Annotated in this window: 20 protein-coding genes; 12 read left to right on the top strand and 8 right to left on the bottom strand. The window is 35.9% G+C overall.

All coding sequences use genetic code 11. The annotated features are described in order from the left end of the window. Positions 1-2 precede the first annotated feature (2 nt). The 5 genes from mutL to ZA07_RS10515 form a co-directional block, all read right to left on the bottom strand. Entirely contained in the window at positions 3-1871 is a 1869-nt protein-coding gene (gene mutL / locus ZA07_RS10535; protein WP_053971644.1) for a DNA mismatch repair endonuclease MutL, read from the bottom strand. Then, positions 1871-2152: a hypothetical protein gene (locus ZA07_RS10530; protein WP_053971643.1), complete on the bottom strand. Its 282-nt coding sequence runs from the start codon at positions 2150-2152 to the stop codon at positions 1871-1873. The genes mutL and ZA07_RS10530 overlap by 1 nt, the downstream gene beginning before the upstream one ends. Positions 2153-2160: 8 nt before the next feature. After that, entirely contained in the window at positions 2161-2409 is a 249-nt protein-coding gene (locus ZA07_RS10525) for a hypothetical protein (RefSeq protein WP_157492113.1), read from the bottom strand. Positions 2410-2479: 70 nt separating this feature from the next. Beyond that, positions 2480-2962: a 6,7-dimethyl-8-ribityllumazine synthase gene (ribH, locus tag ZA07_RS10520; protein ID WP_053971641.1), complete on the bottom strand. Its 483-nt coding sequence runs from the start codon at positions 2960-2962 to the stop codon at positions 2480-2482. Between the two features lies 1 nt (position 2963). Continuing rightward, positions 2964-3743, bottom strand: a complete 780-nt coding sequence (locus ZA07_RS10515; RefSeq protein WP_053971640.1) for a tol-pal system YbgF family protein — start codon at positions 3741-3743, stop codon at positions 2964-2966. A gap of 133 nt (positions 3744-3876) precedes the next feature. On the opposite strand from ZA07_RS10515, the gene ZA07_RS10510 reads away from it, so the two are divergent. Genes ZA07_RS10510 through ZA07_RS10500 form a run of 3 tightly spaced genes read left to right on the top strand, consistent with a single transcriptional unit; the run spans position 3877 to position 5668 of the window. Further along, the gene (locus ZA07_RS10510) at positions 3877-4962 is read left to right on the top strand and encodes a DNA replication/repair protein RecF (RefSeq protein ID WP_053971639.1); all 1086 of its coding nucleotides are present in this window, start codon (positions 3877-3879) and stop codon (positions 4960-4962) included. Continuing rightward, entirely contained in the window at positions 4959-5372 is a 414-nt protein-coding gene (locus ZA07_RS10505; RefSeq protein ID WP_053971638.1) for a hypothetical protein, read from the top strand. The genes ZA07_RS10510 and ZA07_RS10505 overlap by 4 nt, the downstream gene beginning before the upstream one ends. After that, the gene (locus ZA07_RS10500; RefSeq protein WP_053971637.1) at positions 5372-5668 is read left to right on the top strand and encodes a DUF721 domain-containing protein; all 297 of its coding nucleotides are present in this window, start codon (positions 5372-5374) and stop codon (positions 5666-5668) included. The genes ZA07_RS10505 and ZA07_RS10500 overlap by 1 nt, the downstream gene beginning before the upstream one ends. Before the next feature lie 55 nt (positions 5669-5723). Here the strand turns inward: ZA07_RS10500 and ZA07_RS10495 are convergent, their stop codons facing one another. Beyond that, entirely contained in the window at positions 5724-8273 is a 2550-nt protein-coding gene (locus tag ZA07_RS10495; RefSeq protein ID WP_053971636.1) for a M4 family metallopeptidase, read from the bottom strand. A 99-nt stretch (positions 8274-8372) separates the two neighbouring features. Then, on the bottom strand, positions 8373-8792 hold the full coding sequence (locus tag ZA07_RS10490; protein ID WP_053971635.1) for a nucleoside-diphosphate kinase: 420 nt from the start codon (positions 8790-8792) through the stop codon (positions 8373-8375). Positions 8793-8880: 88 nt separating this feature from the next. On the opposite strand from ZA07_RS10490, the gene ZA07_RS10485 reads away from it, so the two are divergent. From ZA07_RS10485 to ZA07_RS10475, 3 genes are read left to right on the top strand one after another with little or no spacing between them, the layout of a single operon-like run. Then, positions 8881-9900, top strand: coding sequence for a bifunctional oligoribonuclease/PAP phosphatase NrnA (locus ZA07_RS10485; protein ID WP_053971634.1), 1020 nt, complete (start codon positions 8881-8883; stop codon positions 9898-9900). Beyond that, complete coding sequence (gldI, locus tag ZA07_RS10480) at positions 9893-10438, top strand: gliding motility-associated peptidyl-prolyl isomerase GldI (protein WP_053971633.1); 546 nt, start codon at positions 9893-9895, stop codon at positions 10436-10438. The genes ZA07_RS10485 and gldI overlap by 8 nt, the downstream gene beginning before the upstream one ends. A gap of 27 nt (positions 10439-10465) precedes the next feature. Next, the gene (locus ZA07_RS10475; RefSeq protein WP_053971632.1) at positions 10466-11620 is read left to right on the top strand and encodes a peptidylprolyl isomerase; all 1155 of its coding nucleotides are present in this window, start codon (positions 10466-10468) and stop codon (positions 11618-11620) included. A 62-nt stretch (positions 11621-11682) separates the two neighbouring features. Here ZA07_RS10475 and ZA07_RS10470 read toward each other — a convergent pair whose 3' ends face one another. Further along, positions 11683-13143: an aminoacyl-histidine dipeptidase gene (locus ZA07_RS10470; protein ID WP_053971631.1), complete on the bottom strand. Its 1461-nt coding sequence runs from the start codon at positions 13141-13143 to the stop codon at positions 11683-11685. A gap of 75 nt (positions 13144-13218) precedes the next feature. Here ZA07_RS10470 and ZA07_RS10465 point away from each other — a divergent pair, with 75 nt between their 5' ends. From ZA07_RS10465 to ZA07_RS10440, 6 genes are all read left to right on the top strand, one after another. Beyond that, positions 13219-14286: a DUF3810 domain-containing protein gene (locus ZA07_RS10465; RefSeq protein WP_053971630.1), complete on the top strand. Its 1068-nt coding sequence runs from the start codon at positions 13219-13221 to the stop codon at positions 14284-14286. Further along, on the top strand, positions 14286-15080 hold the full coding sequence (locus ZA07_RS10460; RefSeq protein WP_053971629.1) for an RNA methyltransferase: 795 nt from the start codon (positions 14286-14288) through the stop codon (positions 15078-15080). The genes ZA07_RS10465 and ZA07_RS10460 overlap by 1 nt, the downstream gene beginning before the upstream one ends. Positions 15081-15084: 4 nt before the next feature. Further along, positions 15085-16317 carry a M48 family metallopeptidase gene (locus tag ZA07_RS10455; protein WP_053971628.1) on the top strand — a complete coding sequence of 411 codons (1233 nt, stop codon included), beginning with the start codon at positions 15085-15087 and terminating at the stop codon, positions 16315-16317. Positions 16318-16408: 91 nt separating this feature from the next. Next, on the top strand, positions 16409-18625 hold the full coding sequence (locus tag ZA07_RS10450; RefSeq protein ID WP_053972120.1) for a bifunctional (p)ppGpp synthetase/guanosine-3',5'-bis(diphosphate) 3'-pyrophosphohydrolase: 2217 nt from the start codon (positions 16409-16411) through the stop codon (positions 18623-18625). Positions 18626-18653: 28 nt separating this feature from the next. Further along, complete coding sequence (locus tag ZA07_RS10445; protein ID WP_053971627.1) at positions 18654-19103, top strand: Fur family transcriptional regulator; 450 nt, start codon at positions 18654-18656, stop codon at positions 19101-19103. 15 nt (positions 19104-19118) lie between these two features. Further along, positions 19119-20390 (top strand): adenylosuccinate synthase, encoded by a 1272-nt coding sequence (locus ZA07_RS10440; RefSeq protein WP_053971626.1) that lies wholly within the window; start codon positions 19119-19121, stop codon positions 20388-20390. Positions 20391-20407: the final 17 nt, after the last annotated feature.

Here is a 20407-nt window from a genome sequence, read left to right as displayed (position 1 = left end):
TTCTAAATAAACTTTTTGTCCAACTCTTCCATACTCATAGTCACGAAAGTTGGTCTATTATTAGGGGTCATATTAGGTTCTTTACACCCAAACAACCTATTTACCAAATGTTCCTGTTCTTCTATTGATAAAGATTGTCCTGTTTTGACCGATAAACTTTTAGCCATGGATTTGGCCAACAAATCGGCTGCACTAAAGCAACTGTCTGGAATATCATTTTCAATATCACTAATTATCTGCTCCAAAATAAGAGTCACCTCACTAGATGGCACATTCACAGGAACCCCAGAAATTTCTATTCTATCTACTTCAAAATTAGAAAAGATAAAACCAGCATATTCCAAATCTTCACGAACTTGCTTAATAATCTCAATTTCCTGAGGTGTAAAATGCAATTCTACTGGAAACAACAATTGCTGGCTGACACTCTCTTTAACGGTAATATTCTGAAGAAAATCTTCATATAAAACCCTTTGGTGTGCCTTATTTTGATCTATCAATAACATTCCCGATTTGATAGGACTTACTATATACTTGTTATGTAATTGATAAGTAGCATAAACCTTATCAACATGCGACACCTCATCAAAAACTGAAAGGGTTTGCTCTTCACTTTCAAATCGTATTTCAGTAAACTCTTTGGAAGGCTCTACTTCTGCATCTTCATCTTTTAAACCTACGTACAAACTTTCCCAATCATTTGGAGTCTGCTTTCGTGAAAAAGCAGTTTGGGTTTGCTTGCTGCTTATTTTACTGGAGCTGGAAGCAAAGGGGTTAAAATTGCTATCCACTTCAATACGAGGTGTATTCACTTCCTTGTTCTGATAGTTATAAGGGGTATCCAAATTGGAATCCCTTTCAAAATCTAAAATAGGAGCTACATTAAATTGTCCCAAGCTATGTTTTACCGAGGCTCTTAAAATGGCATATAATGTGTGCTCATCATCAAACTTGATCTCCGTTTTGGTGGGATGAATATTAATATCTATCGATTTGGGGTCAACTTGAAGAAATAAAAAGTAACTGGCATGATGCCCGTCTTTTAACAATCCTTCAAAAGCCGAAGAAATAGCATGATTTAAGTAATTGCTTTTAATAAAGCGATCATTTACAAAAAAGAATTGCTCACCTCTGGTTTTTTTTGAAAACTCTGGCTTCCCAACAAAACCATCAATTTTTAAGACTTCGGTTTCTTCATTTACAGGCACCAATTTCTCATTGGTCTTACTTCCAAAGATATTGACTACCCGCTGCCTAAAATTACTGGAAGGCAAATTGAAGACCTCACTACCATTATGAATAAGAACAAATTTTATTTGCGGATGAGGCAATGCCACCCGATGGAATTCATCAATTACATGACGTAACTCCACCTGATTGGATTTTAAAAAATTTCGTCTGGCAGGAATGTTATAAAAAAGGTTTTTAACAGCAATGGACGTTCCATCAGGAGTAACAATAACCTCTTGGGACACGACTTCACTTCCTTCTATAATTAAATGGGTTCCCAAATCATTGGAATCCTGCTTTGTTTTCATTTCTACATGAGCGATAGCCGCAATACTGGCCAGGGCCTCTCCTCGAAATCCTTTGGTGTGTAATTGAAATAAATCTTCAGCAGAGCGAATTTTAGAAGTAGCATGACGCTCAAAACTCAACCTAGCATCGGTAGCACTCATACCGCAGCCATCATCAATGACTTGAATCAAAGTTTTACCTGCGTCTTTTATGACCAGTTTTATTGTAGAAGCACCAGCATCTATAGCATTTTCCATCAATTCCTTAACAACGGATGAAGGTCTTTGAACAACTTCACCTGCTGCTATTTGATTGGCAACATGATCTGGTAATAACTGAATGATATCTGCCATTAGCTTTTAAAGAAAATTGACAAATCAAACTCTATGAAAATAAGGAAGAGTAAAATAAGGATACCGATTATAATTAAAACGCGTTTGTTCGCTTTTTCATCAACGTTGTTTTTGTAATCATCCAAGGCATTGTTGAATTTACCTTTAATACCACCTGCATTACCAACAGTCTTTCTATATTCATCAAACTTATGCTTAATCTCAAAGGGATTACCTTCCCCTTGATAATGTCGAGGTGTGTAACTAAATTTCTTATTCTTTCTTTGCTTGAAAATACCCATAACGCTGATTATTCATAACGACTTAGAACAAACCAAAGAATCAAAATCATAGCCAAAAACAAGACTAGCATAGGGAGTGAAAAAATTTTACTCGCCTTTTGCTGTCTCAGTTTGCTCTCTTCGGCCCAATGAAATTCAAATTTGGGTTTGTTTTCCGAAGCAGATTCTTTGTCAGTATTAAATCTTGATTTATAATTGAACTGTTTGTTCTTTCGTTGTCCAAAAAGCATACCAAAGCTTCCTTTGTTTAACCTCAAAGTTACTTAAAATACGAAGAAATAAAGAGTGGGTTGTGCCAAAAATTGTTAACAGTACAGGGAAAGGATTTTATGCTTCCTTCCTTAGTTGTGCCATTTTTATGGCCGCAATGGCAGCTTCAGTTCCTTTATTACCATGTTTTCCTCCAGAACGATCAATGGCTTGTTGCATGGTATTGTCTGTTAAAACACAGAAAATGACCGGAGTTTCATGCAGTACATTTAAATCCTTGATTCCTTGCGAAACGGCTTCACATACAAAATCAAAATGTTTAGTTTCACCTTGAATCACACTACCTATAGCGATGACAGCATCTACATAAGGTTGCATTTTTTTACAGCCATAAATCAATTCAAAACTTCCCGGAACATACCATTTAATAATGTTTTCTTCCAAGACTCCGTTTTCTATTAAGGCCTCGATAGCACCTTCACAAAGCGGAATCGTTATAGAATCGTTCCATTCTGAAACAACAATCCCAAACCGAAATTGCTTCGCGTCTGGGATTGTTTCTTTATCGTAAACTGATAAATTTTTATTCGCTGTTGCCATATTATTTTTTAGCCAATACTGTGGCTTTCCCTATCAACACATCTACATTAGCAGCTTGTGATGAAGATGGATAGTTTTCTTTTATTTGATTGAAATAAGTCAAAGCCTTATCCATTTCTCCAAGTTCCATGGCAGTAGTTCCTGCTTTTAACAAAAACATAGGAGTTGTAAACTCATTGGTTTTAATTTTTGCAGCTTGCTCATAATAACCTAAGGCATCTTTAGCTTGGTTTAATTGAATAAAAGCATCTCCAATTCCGCCTTTAGCCATAGCGGATAAAACTTGATCATCACTACTAAAATCACTCAAATAAGAAACGGCATTTTTGTAGTCCTTCAAATTTAAGTAAGCCATACCAGCATAATAGTTTGCTAAGTTTCCTGCAGAGGTACCGCTATATTCAGAAGCGATGTCCACCATTCCCATTTTACCATTACCACCGTTAAGTGCTAAAGTGTAAAGTGAATCTTTTTCGGTACCAGTTACCGCCTCATTGAAATATTTTTTTGCTTGAAACATCTCATTCATAGCCTCCGTTTGTTGGGGTTTGGCTAAAAATTCATTGTAACCTAAGTACCCTAAAACAACCACAGCTACAACGCCAATGATTCCAAAAATATACTTTTGGTTAGCTATAACCCAATCTTCTGTTTTTGATGCAGACTCATCTAAGGTATTAAATACCTCCTCAGTAGTTGAGTGACCATCAATTACTTCCTCTACTTCTTCCTTCTCTTTCTTTGTTTTAGGTTTATAGCCTCTTTTTTTGTACGTCGCCATATGTTCATTATTAATGCGCCGCAAAAATATAATTTTTCTTAAAAAATAAAAGCCTTATTATTTGATTATTTTCAATAATTTGCACATCTTTTTGATATAATATTCAGCATATACCTTTTATTTTTTCAACTCTATGGTTTTAAAGTCATTGACATTAACCAATTACAAGAATTTCGACAGTCAAACATTTGATTTTAATGATAAGATTAACTGCTTTGTGGGAAATAATGGTGTTGGCAAAACAAATGTTCTAGATGCCATATATCATTTATCCTTCGGAAAAAGTTATTTCAACCCAGTATCCTCGCAAAACATTAAACATGACGAATCGTTTTTTGCAATTTCGGGAGATTACAATAAAAATGATGAAGCAGAAAAAATCATTGTAAGCTTAAAAAAGGGACAGAAAAAAGTAATCAAAAGAAACGGTAAACCCTATGACAAGTTTAGTGAACACATCGGTTTTTTGCCATTGGTCATTATCTCTCCAGCGGACAGGGATTTAATTATTGAGGGAAGTTCCACACGACGAAGCTTTTTAGACAGTGTTATTTCACAAAGCAACAAAGCCTATCTTACAAACCTTATTAAATACAACAAGGTTTTATCTCAAAGAAATTCCTTGCTGAAGTATTTTGCACTAAACAATACGTTCAACAAAGACACGCTTGAAGTATATAATTTTCAACTCAACGAATTGGGACATGCTGTTTTTGAAAAGCGAAAGGAATTCATCAAAGTTTTCATTCCTATTTTTAAATCTAGATACCAAGCTATCAGCAATGGAAATGAAGAGGTGGAGATTGTTTATTCTAGTGACTTACAGGAAAAAACCTTAGACCATTTATTACAAGAAAATTTAAATAAAGATAAAGCACTACAATATACAAGTGTTGGGATTCACAAAGATGACCTCATTTTTGAAATTGAAGGACATCCCATTAAGAAATTTGGAAGTCAAGGTCAACAAAAATCCCTTTTGATAGCTTTAAAATTAGCTCAATTTGATTTCATCAAAAAGCAAAGTGGAGAAATACCTATTCTCTTACTCGATGACATTTTTGATAAATTGGATGAGCAACGTGTCTCTCAAATAATTAAATTGGTGGATGATGAAAATTTTGGACAACTTTTTATTAGTGATACCCATGCAGATCGAACTGAACAAGTTGTTAAACAAGTTCACCAATCTTATGAAATATTCAAATTAGGCTCATGAAAAAAATAGCTTCTCTTTTACTTCTCATTGTTTTCTTCAATTGTAAGGAAAACAATGTTGATTTAATGCAATTAAACGGATATTGGGAAATTGAAGAAGTTCAATTACCTGATGGATCTCAAAGGGACTACACGTACAATAATACCATTGATTATATAGAATTAACAGATTCCGTCAACGGGATAAGAGAAAAACTAAAGCCAAAAATTGATGGCGATTTTGAAGGATCCAACTTAAAAGAATCCTTTGAAGTAAGAAAAGAAAATGATAGTTTAAACCTCTATTACAAAACACCTTACAGTCAATGGAAAGAAACCATATTGATGTTAAATGAGGAGCACTTAAAAGTCATCAACCAAAACCAAATAATCTATACATACAAACATTACCAACCTTTAATTTTAGATTAATGAGCAAAAGGCACACCGAACATCTCAAACTATCGGACGTTCTTAAGGAATTTGTAGAGGTAAACCATCTAGATAAAGGCCTAGACCAAGTTAATATTAGGGATGCTTGGAAAGAAATGATGGGTAATGGGGTGAATAACTATACAACAAACATTACCGTCAAAGGAAAAACCCTATATGTTCAACTGAGTTCGAGTACGCTTAGGGAAGAACTCAGCTACGGAAAATCCAAAATTATTAGCATGCTCAATGAGCACCTTGAAAAGGAGCTTATCGATGAATTGATCTTGAGGTAAAAAAAAAAGCTTGTATTTAATACAAGCTTTTTTTTTAAGTGGTAATTCTCTAATTCTACTCTACAATTAGTTTGATTACTTCATTGGCAGAATTGGATTGAATATTCATAAAATATATTCCCGAAGCAATACCCTCAAAACGAATCTCGTGTTTTGGTTCCGCTCCAAGTTTAACCGTTTGAATCAAACGTCCATTAATATCAAAAATATCTGCCTTTTCTAACAATTGACCTTGTGGATTCGTTAAGTAAAAACTGCCGTTTGACGGATTAGGGTAAACCGAAAGACTTGATAATTGATTGTCATTTATAGATAAAAGATACTCACAATTGTAAATAGCTATTTCGTCCAAATACCAACCGACTCTACCATTACATCCATCAGTTCCCAATTCCCATCTCAATTGAAGCGTATCATTAGGTAAAACTCCGATACTGGATAAATCCACATAACTCCTACCCCAACTTCCTGATGCCGAACCTTCATCCGTTCCAGTAAAAGCGACCTGTCCGGCCATCGGGTTATCATTACCGGCAAAAATGCCATTTATTTCATCATTGTAACCATTCGCCGTAAAGGCTTCTAAGGGTAATAAAGTCCACTCTCCTCCATTCAAGCTATATTTTATATTACCACCATCCCATTCAAACTCCGTAGCCATATTATGGGCAAACATCATTTCAAATGCACCGGTAGGATAATCTGGAATGGTGATCACCGGGCTTTCCAATCTTAAGATTCCGTTCTGCAAATCTGTGTTACAATCGCCATTAACAGGATCTGAAGCAAATATTCCTTGCCCATCTCTTCCATCAGGAAGATTGCTTTCTATAATCCAATTTCTTGATTCCCAAGTAGAAGGATTTTCTGGCAATTCAGTCGCAGTCCAATCTCCCAATCCATTTTCCCAGTCTTCAAAGAATATTGGATTGGACCCAGCAGCCTCACAAGGATCCTCCGTTTCAGCCAAAAGCGTTTCATATCCACAGTTGGTATCCAAACGCAATTCAACGGCTAATAAAACCTCTTGAAGTGTCGATAAATCTTCTTCTGATAGTATTTCGCCCGAAAGACCAGCAGGTGTGCTTGTAGTTGATAAACCTTCTAAATTCACGCCTATCAAATCAGTACAAGCAGCTTCCAAGGCATCAGCAAGGTTATAGAAATCACTTGTTGCAGTTAAATATTCACTTTGAGCTCTCCAAAAAATATGAGCCGACTTAGTTAAACCCAAACCAGAAAAAGCATACCCATTATAACTACCGCCATCAACCAAAAGGGCATAGGCATGATTAGGAACGCCTGAATTTAAATGGACACCACCTGAATCCCCTGACCCACAATAATATTGAATATCAGTCACTTTTCCCGCATTTCCATAGCACGTAGGCAACCACATATCTCTTATACCGTTACCACCACCTAAAGAAGATGCATCCTCACCTATAATCCAACGATCTGAACTTCCACAAATAGTACGGAGAGACAAATCTTCATCTTCATCTTCATATTCATTAATAAGATCAACGGTTTCTCCCCAGACGTCAGAAAACGACTCATTAATAGCTCCTGATTGATAAGCATAAATCAACCCACTCGTATATTGGGTATAGGCATGTCCCCATTCATGTGCAATAGCATCATCAGAAGCTGTACCATCACAATAATTGGTAGTGAATCCATTCCAATTAGCATTTGGGCAATTGATATTCGGATTGTTATTAATAGTAATCATTGTGGCTCCTGCATTGTCAAATGAATCAAAACCAAACGCATTGTTCATTAAATGGTAAATATGTCCAGTCGCTTCCACTTCATTTTGTTGCCAGATATCTAAAGTGCCAGGAAATGGATCTCCTTCTTCCCAAATCAAATTAAATGTATTGGCCTCATATAATTCTCTATTAAGAGCATGTGCCATTCCTGTAAATTGCTCAACAATTTGTCCAGTTTGTGCATCAACGAAAACAAATTCACGCACATCCTGTTTGTTGGTTACTTCCACCTTATACACAAGGAAAACACCTTCAATATTATTTTGAACCAATCCCTTTTGAAAATACATCAAATCACTTTGAAATGCTTCTAGGTCAATTCCCGAACCATTCAAACCTTGACTCTGCACCTCATTAATAGCAATGGCATTAGCTTGATTAACACTTAATTCTTGTTCCGAACTTATTTTTATTTGCTCTAGATAGTTCCCGTTAATAGCTGTTAGTTCATTTTCATTATTAAAGTGAAATTTTAGGATACCATCAAAAATAGGCACCCCAATATGCTTTTGTAACAAGATAACTGTTTTGAATCCATTCCCATCCTCTTTCACTTGTTGAACATCAAAGTCATGGGTGAAATCAGCATGTTTAAAAATGGGATAAAACTGAAAAAAAGCATTAACCTTTTGAATCAAAGTACTACCAGAAAGTTGTAGAAAATGATTGTTGGAAAAACGTATAAACTCTGGAGTCCCGGTTTGCCTGTTTACAGAAACTTCGGCTCCTGTTTGTACTTTAAAATCTGCTAAAGAGAAACTCTTATCTTGAGCTATAGTAAATTGAATGAACACTCCAAGGAGCATAAAAAAACTAATTGTCTTTTTCATGTATCTTCTTTTTGGGTCGGCAAGATAGGTTATTATTTAAAAAAAAGCTCGAAATAAAATTATTTCGAGCTTTCATTTTATTCTTGGTATTACCTCAAGTTAAAACATTTCTCTACCAGAAAAATGGAAGGTACTTTCAATTAAAGCATTATCATCACTATCACTTCCGTGTACAGCATTTTCACCAATGGAAGCTGCATACAATTTTCTGATAGTTCCTTCTGCTGCTTCAGCAGGATTTGTAGCACCAATCAATGTTCTAAAGTCTTCAACAGCATTATCTTTTTCTAAGATTGCTGCAACTATTGGACCTCTTGTCATATACTCAACCAACTCTCCAAAAAATGGACGCTCCTTATGGATTGCATAAAAAGTTTCAGCATCATTTTTTGTCATTTGGGTTAACTTCATTGCTACAATTCTAAACCCAGAAGCGTTGATTTTTTCCAAAATTGCACCAACATGCCCTTTTTCAACAGCATCTGGCTTAAGCATTGTAAATGTTCTATTTGTTGCCATTTTCTTGTTTTAAATTCGCTGCAAAAGTAATGGATTTATCTAAAAAAACAAGAATGCACCATTTTAAAAAATTGTATATTCGTCCCCTATGACTGAAGACGATATAATTGCAATAAGAAGCCTGATCAGCTCTCCAAAAAAAATAGTTGTTGTACCCCACAAGAATCCTGATGGAGATGCCATGGGATCTTGTTTAGGACTATATCACTATTTAAAACAACATGGACAAGAAGTAACAGTTATTGCCCCTAACGATTACCCAGAATTCTTAAAGTGGATGCCAGCTGATGATCTTTCTTTAAAGTATGAGCTGGAAAAAGATCATTCTGACCAACTTATAAAGGAAGCTGATATCATATTCACCTTGGATTTTAATGCCTTAAACCGTATTGGTGACATGGAGCAAATTCTTATTGAAAGCTCAGCAATTAAAATCATGATTGACCACCACCAAGAACCTGCAGATTACGCTACTTACATGTATTCTGATGTGCAAATGAGTTCCACCTGTGAGATGGTCTACAATTTTATAACTTGGATGGGAGACCAATCATTAATAGACGAAAATATTGCTACTTGTCTCTATACAGGGATGATGACTGATACCGGTTCGTTTAGATTTCCTTCCACCACCAGTGAAACCCATCGCGTGGTGGCTTATTTGATAGAACAAGGAGCCAATCATTCTGAAATCTACAACAACGTTTTTGACACCAACAGCTTTGACCGTTTGCAACTGTTAGGAAGAGCTTTGAACAACCTAAAGGTCAAACCAGAGTTTAGAACCGCTTTTATAACACTTTCCCAAGAAGAATTAAATCAATATAATTACAAAAAAGGAGATACCGAAGGTTTTGTCAACTATGCTTTATCTATAGAAAACATTGCCTTTGCAGCCATATTTATAGAAGATAAAGGCAATGACATAATTAAAATATCCTTGAGATCAAAAGGTACGTTTTCTGTAAACGCCTTTGCAAGGGAACATTTCAATGGTGGAGGACACATCAATGCTGCCGGTGGAAGAAGCGAATTGAGCTTAGAGGCTACAGTTGAAAAATTTATTAGTATATTACCAAACTATTTAAAAGCCCTGAACAATGCGTAGTCTCATCACTTGTTTTATATTTAGCCTGTTGCTGTTGGGATGCAAATCTCCAGAAGCCAGAAGACCAGTATCTGCCAAAAGCGGTTCATTTATCGATAAATCAGTTGCTAGAAATATCGAATTGAATGCTAGAGAAACGGCCGTGTTTGAAAAAATGATGCAAGACAATCCTGAAATCAACTATTTCTCTTCCCAGAATGGTTTTTGGTATTTTTACAACACTAAAATCGAAGACTCTTTAATAAAACCAAATTTTGGGGACTTGGTTAAATTTGATTATAACATCAAAACGATCAATGGCGACCTTATTTACTCAAAGAAGGATTTGAAAACCCAAAACTACATTATGGATAAGCAAGAACTGTTTTCAGGATTGAGAGAAGGTCTCAAATTAATGAAATCTGGAGAAACAGTGACATTCTTGTTTCCTTCACAAAAAGCATATGGGTACTATGGTGACGAGAACCGTATCGGGATGAATGTTCCCTTGGTTTGTGAAGTAACCATACACTCCATTATTGATAATAACACACCATAAAATTATACTTATTTACAATTTATATTTATGAAATTTTTAAATCATTCATTTAGAATTTTAATGCTAGCCCTATTGGCAAGTTTCACATCTTGCAGTCAGAAATATCCCGATTTAAGAGACGGACTATATGCTGAGTTCGTAACGAATAAAGGGACTATGGTTGCCAAATTATTTTACAAAGAAGTACCTGTAACCGTTGCCAACTTTGTTGCTCTTGCAGAAGGAACGCATCCAAATGTTACAGATTCATTGAAAAACAAAAAATATTACAATGGTACTACTTTTCATAGAGTCATAGACAAATTTATGATTCAAGGAGGTGATCCAACAGCAACAGGAATGGGAGACCCTGGATATAAATTCATTGATGAATTCTATCCTGATCTTAAGCATGACAAACCAGGTATTTTATCTATGGCTAACTCAGGTCCAAATACAAACGGAAGTCAATTTTTTATTACCGAGGTTCCAACGGGTCACCTAGACAACAAACACGCTGTCTTTGGAGAATTGGTGATAGGTCTAGAAGTATTGGATTCCATCTCTAATGTTAAAGTAACCCCAGGATCAAACAAACCAGTTGAGGATGTAATAATCTCTCAACTAAACATCATCAGAAAAGGTAGTGAAGCCGAAGCTTTTGATGCGGCTAAGGTATATACTGAAGAACTTCCAAAAGTTGAGGAAAGACAACAACAAATTGAGGAAGAAAAGAAACAGAAATTAAAGGAGGATGCTGCTGTTTCAGCTGAGAAATTTCTTGAAAAATTTGCAACCGAAGATTCCCGAGTGATAAAATCACCTACCGGTTTAGTCATGATCTTTACCAAAGAAACCGATGGTATCAAGCCTGATCCTAGTCAACGCGTTTTAATTGATTGTGCGGGATATTTTGAAAATGGAAAACTGTTTTGGACAACTTGGAAAGAGGTGGCTCAAGAAAATAATATGTATCAAGAAGTAGCGGACAATAAGGGGGCCTACAAACCCTTTTCGATGCCTTATAATGAAACAGCTTCACTAGTAGCTGGTTTTAGGGAAAGTATGTTGCAAATGAAAATTGGAGAGGAAGTAAAAGCATTTATCCCATCTTATTTAGGTTATGGAGATAGACAATATGGTCCAATACCGCCCAACTCCAATTTAATTTTTGATATCAAATTAACGGCGATTGATGAATAAACGAAATACCGTTAAATAAAAAAAGGAGCTTGAAATCAAGCTCCTTTTTTATTTGCTACAACCTACTTCTTTGGAATATTCTTTAAAATTTCTTTTACAAACTCCCAGAATTTCTGAGTTGAGGATATTTGAGCTCTTTCATCGGGAGAGTGAGCTCCCCTAATATTGGGGCCAAAACTGATCATATCCATCTCAGGATAATTTTGTCCAAGTATACCACATTCCAAGCCAGCATGACAAGCTGCCACATGTGGCTTTTCTCCGGTCATTTCAATATATAGGGATTCTAAAACCTTTAGAATTGGAGAATCCATATTAGGAGTCCAACCTGGATAATCTCCTGAAAAAGCAACATCACACCCGGTCATTTCAAATGATGACCTAAGGGAATTGGCCAAATCCCATTTGGAACTCTCCACTGATGAACGAGTTAAACATTCAATTTTTAATTCGCCGCCTTTAACTAAAACTTTAGCAATATTATTTGAGGTTTCAACCAATCCTGGAATATCAGCACTCATTCTATATACGCCGTTACATGCAGCATACACAGCTTTTGTGAAACCTTCCTGAACACCCAAGTCCATAACCAATTTAGGTATTTCGGTTTTAGATACCAAAATATCCAACTGGGGCTCCATGGTTCTTAATTCCGTTTTTATAGTTTGTGACAATTGGGTCATTTCCATTATAAAAGCGTCCTCATGAATGCTATCAATAACAACTAAAGCTTTGCTTTCTCTAGGAATCGCATTTCTCAGACTCCCTCCTTCAATTTCAGAAATTCGTAATCCGAAATTCTCAAATCCATCAAACAACAAGCGATTCATAATCTTATTGGCATTTCCTAGCCCTTTATGGATGTCCATTCCCGAGTGCCCGCCTTGAAGACCTTTCACATTAATTTCAAACCCAATCTGATCTTGAGTAGTATCTTCAACTTGATAAGTTCTAGTAGCCGTAACATCAACTCCTCCTGCACATCCCACACCAATCTCATCATCTTCTTCGGTATCCAAATTCAATAAAATCTCACCATGAAGAAAGCCCCCTTTTAGACCCATCGCACCAGTCATACCCGTTTCTTCATCTATAGTAAAAAGCGCTTCTATCGCTGGGTGAGGTATATCTTTGCTTTCCAAAATAGCCATGATTGTTGCTACTCCTAATCCATTATCAGCTCCTAATGTAGTTCCTTTTGCCCTTACCCAATCGCCATCAACAAACATTTCAATACCTTGATTATCAAAATTAAATTGGGTATCATTATTTTTTTGGTGGACCATATCTAAATGCGATTGCATAACGATGGTTTTTCTGTCTTCCATGCCAGAAGTTGCCGGCTTTTTTATAATGACATTACCAACCTCATCCTCAAAGGTCTCAAGTCCCAGCTTTTCACCAAATGCTTTCATAAAAGCAATGACCTTTTCTTCTTTTTTAGAGGCTCGAGGTACAGCATTAAGCTTTGCAAAGTTTTGCCACAATTCTTGCGGTTCTAAAGATTTTATATCTGAATTCATAGTTGTGTATTAAATGTTTCACAAAGGTATGGATAAGCATAAAAGTATAACAAACAATTCCCTATTTTTGGGTTTATGAGGAAAAGCCCAAAATTATTCCTAGCACTTGCCATTATTCCACAAATCCTTTTTATTAAGTGGATTTCCGTTTATCCTGAAACCGTGGAAACCCATTATAGTTTGGGATTTTATCCCATAGTTTCAAAAATTTTCAGATTCACCTTAGGATGGTTACCGTTTTCTTTTGGAGACCTTTTCTATGCCATTGCCATCATTTATATTTTAAGATGGCTCATACTCAATGCCAAAAGAATTACGCAAGACACCAAAGGTTGGTTTCTGGATGTTTTTTCGGCTTTTTCTGTGATCTATTTTGCATTTCACCTGCTATGGGGAATGAACTATTATCGACTTCCTCTTCATCAAAAATTGAATTTGGAAGCTGATTATTCCACAGAACAACTTATGGCTGTTACTGAAAAGCTAATTGAAAAATCCAACACTTTACAACTTCAACTTACCAAAAATGATTCTGTAAAAGTATTGGTGCCATTCAAAGAAATGGAAGTTTTTAAAATGGTTCCTGATGGCTACCATCGTCTAAGGGAAGAATTTCCAGATTTAGACTATAAACCTAAAAGTATCAAAAAATCGTTATTTAGCTTGCCGCTTACCTACATGGGATTTAGTGGCTATTTAAATCCGCTAACCAATGAAGCCCATGTGGATGGGTACATTCCTATTTATAGATTTCCTGTTGTATCTTCTCATGAGGTAGCTCATCAACTGGGGTATGCTGCAGAAAATGAGGCTAACTTTATTGGTAGTTTAGCGGCTATTAACCATCCAAATGTTTATTTTAATTATTGTGGTTACACTTTTGCTTTAAAACACTGCTTGTTAGAGGTTTATAGAAGAGACCCTGAAGCCTATGAAACTTTGAAAGAAAAAATCCACATTGGTATTTTGAAAAACTATCAAGAGGTTCAAAATTTTTGGATGGAATACCAAAATCCTTTGGAACCATTGTTCCAAAGCAGTTACAACCATTTTTTGAAGGTCAACAATCAACAAGATGGTATGAAAAGCTATAGTTATGTTGTAGCTTTGGTGGTAAATTATTTTGAAAATAAAGCACTCTGATGAAACACATTTCTAGTCCGCAAAACCCTTTAATTAAACAACTGGTTCAACTTAAGGACAAATCCCGCGATCGTAAAAAATCGGGGCTATTTTTAATTGAGGGACAACGAGAATTGGCGCTAGCCATTAAAGGCGGTTATCAATTGGACATGTTGCTTTTCTATGGAGAGTTTTTTTCAGAATCTGATGCTTTAGAATATGAAAAGGAAGGTACTTCCATTATAGAAATTTCACTGGAAGTCTTTCAAAAACTGGCTCACCGTGACACCACTGAAGGTGTGATTGCTGTTGCCAAATCAAAATCACATCATTTAAGTGATTTGAAATTTAAAAATGAAGCCCCCTTAATTTTGGTTGCTGAAGCTCCTGAAAAACCTGGAAATATTGGTGCTTTATTAAGAACCGCAGATGCAGCCAACTTAGATGCCGTAATTATTGCCAACCCAAAAACAGATTTATACAACCCCAACATCATTCGTTCAAGTGTGGGATGTGTTTTTACTAAGCCCATAGCTATGGGGTCCACACAAGAAATCATTGACTTTCTTAAGTCAAATCAAGTCGCTATTTTTTGTGCCGCTTTACAGGCCTCCATCCCCTATCAGACACAAAATTTCACCAAGCCATCGGCTATTGTAGTTGGTACCGAAGCGACCGGCCTTAGTGATTTATGGTTAAATAACAGCTCCCAAAACATTGTAATTCCGATGCAAGGAGAAATTGATTCCATGAACGTATCGGTTGCAGCAGGAATTCTTATTTTTGAAGCCAAAAGACAACGCAATTTTTTATAACCCAATGACTGCCTCCTCCCTTTTATACATCATTTTAGCTATTATTATCATTGATTTTATCATCGATAAAATTCTAGATGGACTTAATGCCAAACATTTTAATGACCATCTTCCTGATGAGTTAAAAGATGTTTATGATCCAGAAGAGTATAAGAAATCACAACATTATAAGGCTACCAATTACAAATTTGGACTATTTTCCTCAACTTTTTCGTTGATTTTAACAGTTGGTTTTATCCTTTTGGATGGATTTGAAATTGTAGATAATTTAGCCAGAACCTTAACTGATAATGATATTTTGGTAGCCTTGATTTTCTTCGGAATCATCATGCTGGCAAGCAGTATTATCACTATACCCTTTTCATATTATAAAACTTTTGTAATTGAAGAAGCCTTTGGATTTAACAAAACCACCAAAAAAACCTTCTTTTTAGATAAAATAAAAGGATGGCTTATGTCCGCTGTTTTGGGTGGAGGCATCTTAGCTCTTATCATTTGGTTTTATAAATCGACAGGAAATTATTTTTGGCTTTACGCTTGGGGAATAGTAACCGTATTCACTGTTTTTATGAATATGTTTTACTCCAGATTAATAGTACCACTTTTCAACAAACAGACACCTTTGGAAGAAGGATCTTTAAGAAATAAAATCTCAGAATACGCAGAATCCGTTGGGTTTCAGCTAAACAAAATTTTTGTCATTGATGGTTCGAAAAGGAGCACTAAAGCCAATGCCTATTTTTCGGGTTTTGGCAGTGAAAAGCGTGTCACGCTTTATGACACTTTAATCAACGATTTGGATGAAGATGAAATTGTTTCCGTTTTGGCTCATGAGGTGGGTCACTACAAAAAGAAGCATATTATTTTCAACTTAATAACGTCCATTATATTAACCGGATTCACCTTTTATATTCTATCCCTTTTTATTTCCAATCCCGTACTTTCTGAAGCATTAGGCGTTGAAAAACACAGTTTTCATATTGCCCTTGTAGCCTTCGGATTGCTTTACTCTCCTATTTCAGAAATCACAGGACTTATTATGAATTGGTTCTCTAGAAAATTTGAATATCAAGCCGATGAGTATGCCAAAAATACTTTTCGAGCAGCACCTCTTATTACATCACTAAAAAAGTTATCCAAAAACAGCTTGAGTAATCTCACACCGCATTCAAGCTATGTGTTTGTGCATTATTCACACCCTACTTTGTTGCAACGTATTAAGAATTTAAAAAAGTAGTTAACCATTTATCTATTCAATCCCAGACTTCATCTTAAATTCTGACCAAAATATTGTTCATTAATTTTCTTATTGCTATTTTAGATATATGATGACTGATGTAGACATAGAGAAGGAAAATGCTGCCATTGCCAAGGCTTACAGGGAATTACTTAAGGTAAGTTACAGAACCCTTTCTTCCACGGATAAAAAATTGATAAGAAAGGCTTTTGAAGTTGCTTTAGAAGCCCATAAAGATCAACGCAGAAAGTCTGGTGAGGCATATATATTTCATCCTATTGCGGTTGCTAAAATCGTGGCTCAAGAAATTGGTCTTGATGCTACCTCTATTGCAGCTGCTCTTCTTCACGATGTAGTTGAAGACAATGAAAATTATTCTGTTGAAGACATCCATAACATGTTCGGACCCATAGTGGCCAGAATTGTTGATGGGCTAACTAAAATTTCTTCCTTAAAGCAATCTGGTGATATTTCGCTTCAAGCTGAGAATTTCAGAAAAATGCTTCTCACTCTTAATGATGATGTGAGAGTAATAATAATTAAAATAGCTGACAGACTTCACAACATGCAAACCATGGATTCCATGAGGTCTGACAAACAGGAAAAAATAGCTTCTGAAACGCTTTACATCTATGCCCCTTTGGCGCATAGAATTGGTCTTTATAACATCAAGACAGAGCTAGAAGACCTAGGTTTGAAATATACCGAACCTGAAACTTATAATGATATCCTTACCAAAATGAAAGAAAGTAAGGAAGAGCAGGATGAGTACATTGCTGAATTCAGTGATGTCTTGAAAAGATCACTGGATAAGGAAGGTTTGAACTATGTGATTAAGGGACGTCCTAAATCAATCTTCTCGATAAGGAGAAAAATGTTGAATCAAGGGGTTTCCTTTGACGAAGTTTATGACAAGTTCGCCGTTAGAATCATTTATAGAAGTGATAGGCAGAATGAAAAATTTCTGGCCTGGAAGATTTATTCGATTGTAACAGACCACTTCAGACCCAACCCAATTCGACTTCGAGATTGGATTTCCTCACCAAAATCAACAGGTTATGAGGCACTTCATATTACAGTTATTGGTCCAAAAAGCCGTTGGGTAGAAGTTCAAATAAGAAGTGAGCGAATGAATGAAATAGCTGAAAAAGGTTATGCCGCTCATTACAAATACAAAGAAGGAGATGATAATGATGATTCTTTGGACGGCTGGATTTCAAAACTACAGGATGCCTTAGAAAATCCGGAAGGCAGTGCCGTGGATTTTGTTGAACAGTTTAAGCTAAACTTATACTCCAAAGAAATATTCGTGTTCACACCTAAGGGTGAATTAAAATCTCTGCCAAAGGGTGCAACTCCACTTGATTTTGCTTTCAGCATACATACTGAGGTAGGAATGAAAACCCGAGGTGCCAAAGTGAATAGCAAGTTGGTTCCTTTGAGTTACGAATTAAAAAGTGGTGACCGTGTAGAAATATTAACTTCAGAGTCAGTCAAACCCAGTACCAATTGGTTGGATTACGCCACAACAGCCAGAGCCAGAAGTAAAATAAAATCTGTTCTTAAAGCCGATAAAAAGCGAATTGCCGAGGATGGCAAGGAAATACTACGAAGGAAATTAAAACAGCTCAAAATAGAACTCAATGAGAGGTCTATTAATGAAATGGTCAATTACTTTAAATTGAGCACCAGTTTAGATTTATTTTATCGGGTAGGAATAGGAACGATAGACAGCAAAATGATCAAGGAATATGCTTCTTCAAGAAGTAATGCCTTGATGAGTTATATCAAAGGAAAAATTGGACGTAAAACCCACTCTATTCCCAAGGAAGAATTAGAAAGGGATGAAATTACAACCAATTACGATTTGCTTGTGTTTGGTAAAGATGAACAAAGACTGGAGTACAAATTGGCCAGTTGCTGCAATCCGATACCAGGAGACCCTGTTTTTGGCTTCTTAACCATTAATGATGGTTTAAAGGTGCATAAGAAAAATTGTCCAAATGCATTGAGTTTGCAATCAAATTATGCATACCGAATCATGTCTGCTAAGTGGGTAGATTCATCCCAACAGGAGTTTACCACTCAAATCAAACTTTCAGGAATTGACAATTTGGGGCTCGTCAACAATATTACTCAGGTAATATCCTCAAACATGCATGTTAATATGAAGAGCATCAGTTTTGAAAGTGACGACGGTGTATTTCACGGAAAAATAAATGTGGTAGTCAAGAACAATAACATGCTCAATAAACTTATGGATCATTTGAAAAAAATTAATGGTATCGAGAAAGTGTCTAGAGTTTAAAAATTAGTGTAAATTTGCAGTTGGAATTATGAGTGTAAAAACAGATAGTAAAAATCAAGAAATTGTAAAAAATGTCTTCACGGCCTATTTAGAAGAAAAAGGGCACCGTAAAACACCTGAAAGATATGCCATCCTTCAAGAGATTTATGATAGTGAAGAACATTTTGATATAGAATCCCTCTACCTTAACATGAAAAACAAAAAGTATCGTGTTAGTAGGGCAACACTTTATAACACCATTGAGTTACTTCTAGAATGTGGATTGGTAAGAAAGCATCAATTTGGCCAAAACCAAGCCCACTACGAAAAATCTTATTTTGATAAACAACACGACCACGTCATCCTTACTGATACTGGAGAGGTTATCGAGTTTTGTGATCCAAGGATTCAAAGCATTAAAAAAACCATTGAAGAAGTGTTTGATATTGAAATAAAAAACCACTCACTTTACTTTTACGGGAATAGAAAAAACAACTAATAACTTATTATTAAAATGGCAGTAGATTTACTACTAGGTTTACAATGGGGTGACGAAGGCAAAGGAAAAATTGTTGACGTTCTAACCTCTAAATACAATATTATTGCAAGATTTCAAGGAGGCCCTAATGCGGGACACACTCTAGTTTTCAATGGAAAAAAGCATGTGTTACACACCATCCCATCGGGAATTTTCCATGAAGATGCCATTAACCTAGTTGGAAATGGAGTTGTAATTGACCCTGTCATTTTTAAAAAAGAACTTGATAAATTAGACGAACAAAACGTCGATTATAAAAAAACATTATTTATTTCCAGAAAAGCTCATATCATCCTACCAACCCATCGTTTGCTGGATGCTGCGAGTGAAGCCTCAAAAGGGAAGGCCAAAATCGGCTCTACCTTAAAAGGAATAGGCCCTACTTACATGGATAAAACGGGACGAAATGGAATTCGTGTTGGTGATTTAGAACTAGCAGATTGGAAAGATAAATATAGAGCTCTAGCAGATAAGCATGAAGCCATGATTGAGTTCTACAACGTTGAACTCGAGTATAACCTTAAAGAGTTGGAAACGGAATTCTTTGAAGCTGTGAGCGTTTTAAAATCTTTAAAGCTTATTGATTCCGAAGAATACATCTTCCAAGCTCAAAAGGAGAATAAAACTATTTTAGCTGAAGGTGCCCAAGGATCTTTATTGGATATCGATTTTGGAACTTATCCATTTGTAACCTCAAGTAACACAACAGCAGCTGGGGCTTGTACAGGTTTAGGTGTTGCTCCAAACCAAATTAAAGATGTTTTTGGAATTTTCAAGGCATACACAACAAGAGTTGGATCCGGACCATTTCCTACTGAATTATTTGATGAGAATGGCGAAACCATGGCACGTGTTGGTCATGAATTTGGTGCAACCACAGGAAGACCTAGAAGGTGTGGGTGGTTAGATTTAGTAGCTCTTAAATATGCTTGTCAAGTAAATGGTGTCACCCAGTTAATGATGATGAAAGCTGATGTACTTTCCGGCTTTGAGACTTTAAAAGTTTGTACCGCTTATAACTATCAAGGAGATACAATCACCCATTTACCATATAATATAGAAGAGGAAAATGTCACTCCAGTTTACACCGACTTTAAAGGTTGGAAAGCAGATTTAACAGAAATGTTTGAAGCATCTCAATTACCAGCAGAACTTAATGACTATATTGCCTTCCTAGAAAAAGAATTGGAAATCCCAATCACCATTGTTTCGGTAGGTCCAGATAGAAAACAAACGATTTTCAGATAATTTTCTTTCACACAGAA

Source organism: Mangrovimonas sp. ST2L15, from assembly GCF_001280515.1.
Taxonomy (GTDB): Bacteria; Bacteroidota; Bacteroidia; order Flavobacteriales; family Flavobacteriaceae; genus Mangrovimonas; species Mangrovimonas futianensis.
This window is presented reverse-complemented; position numbering and strand designations above follow the sequence as displayed.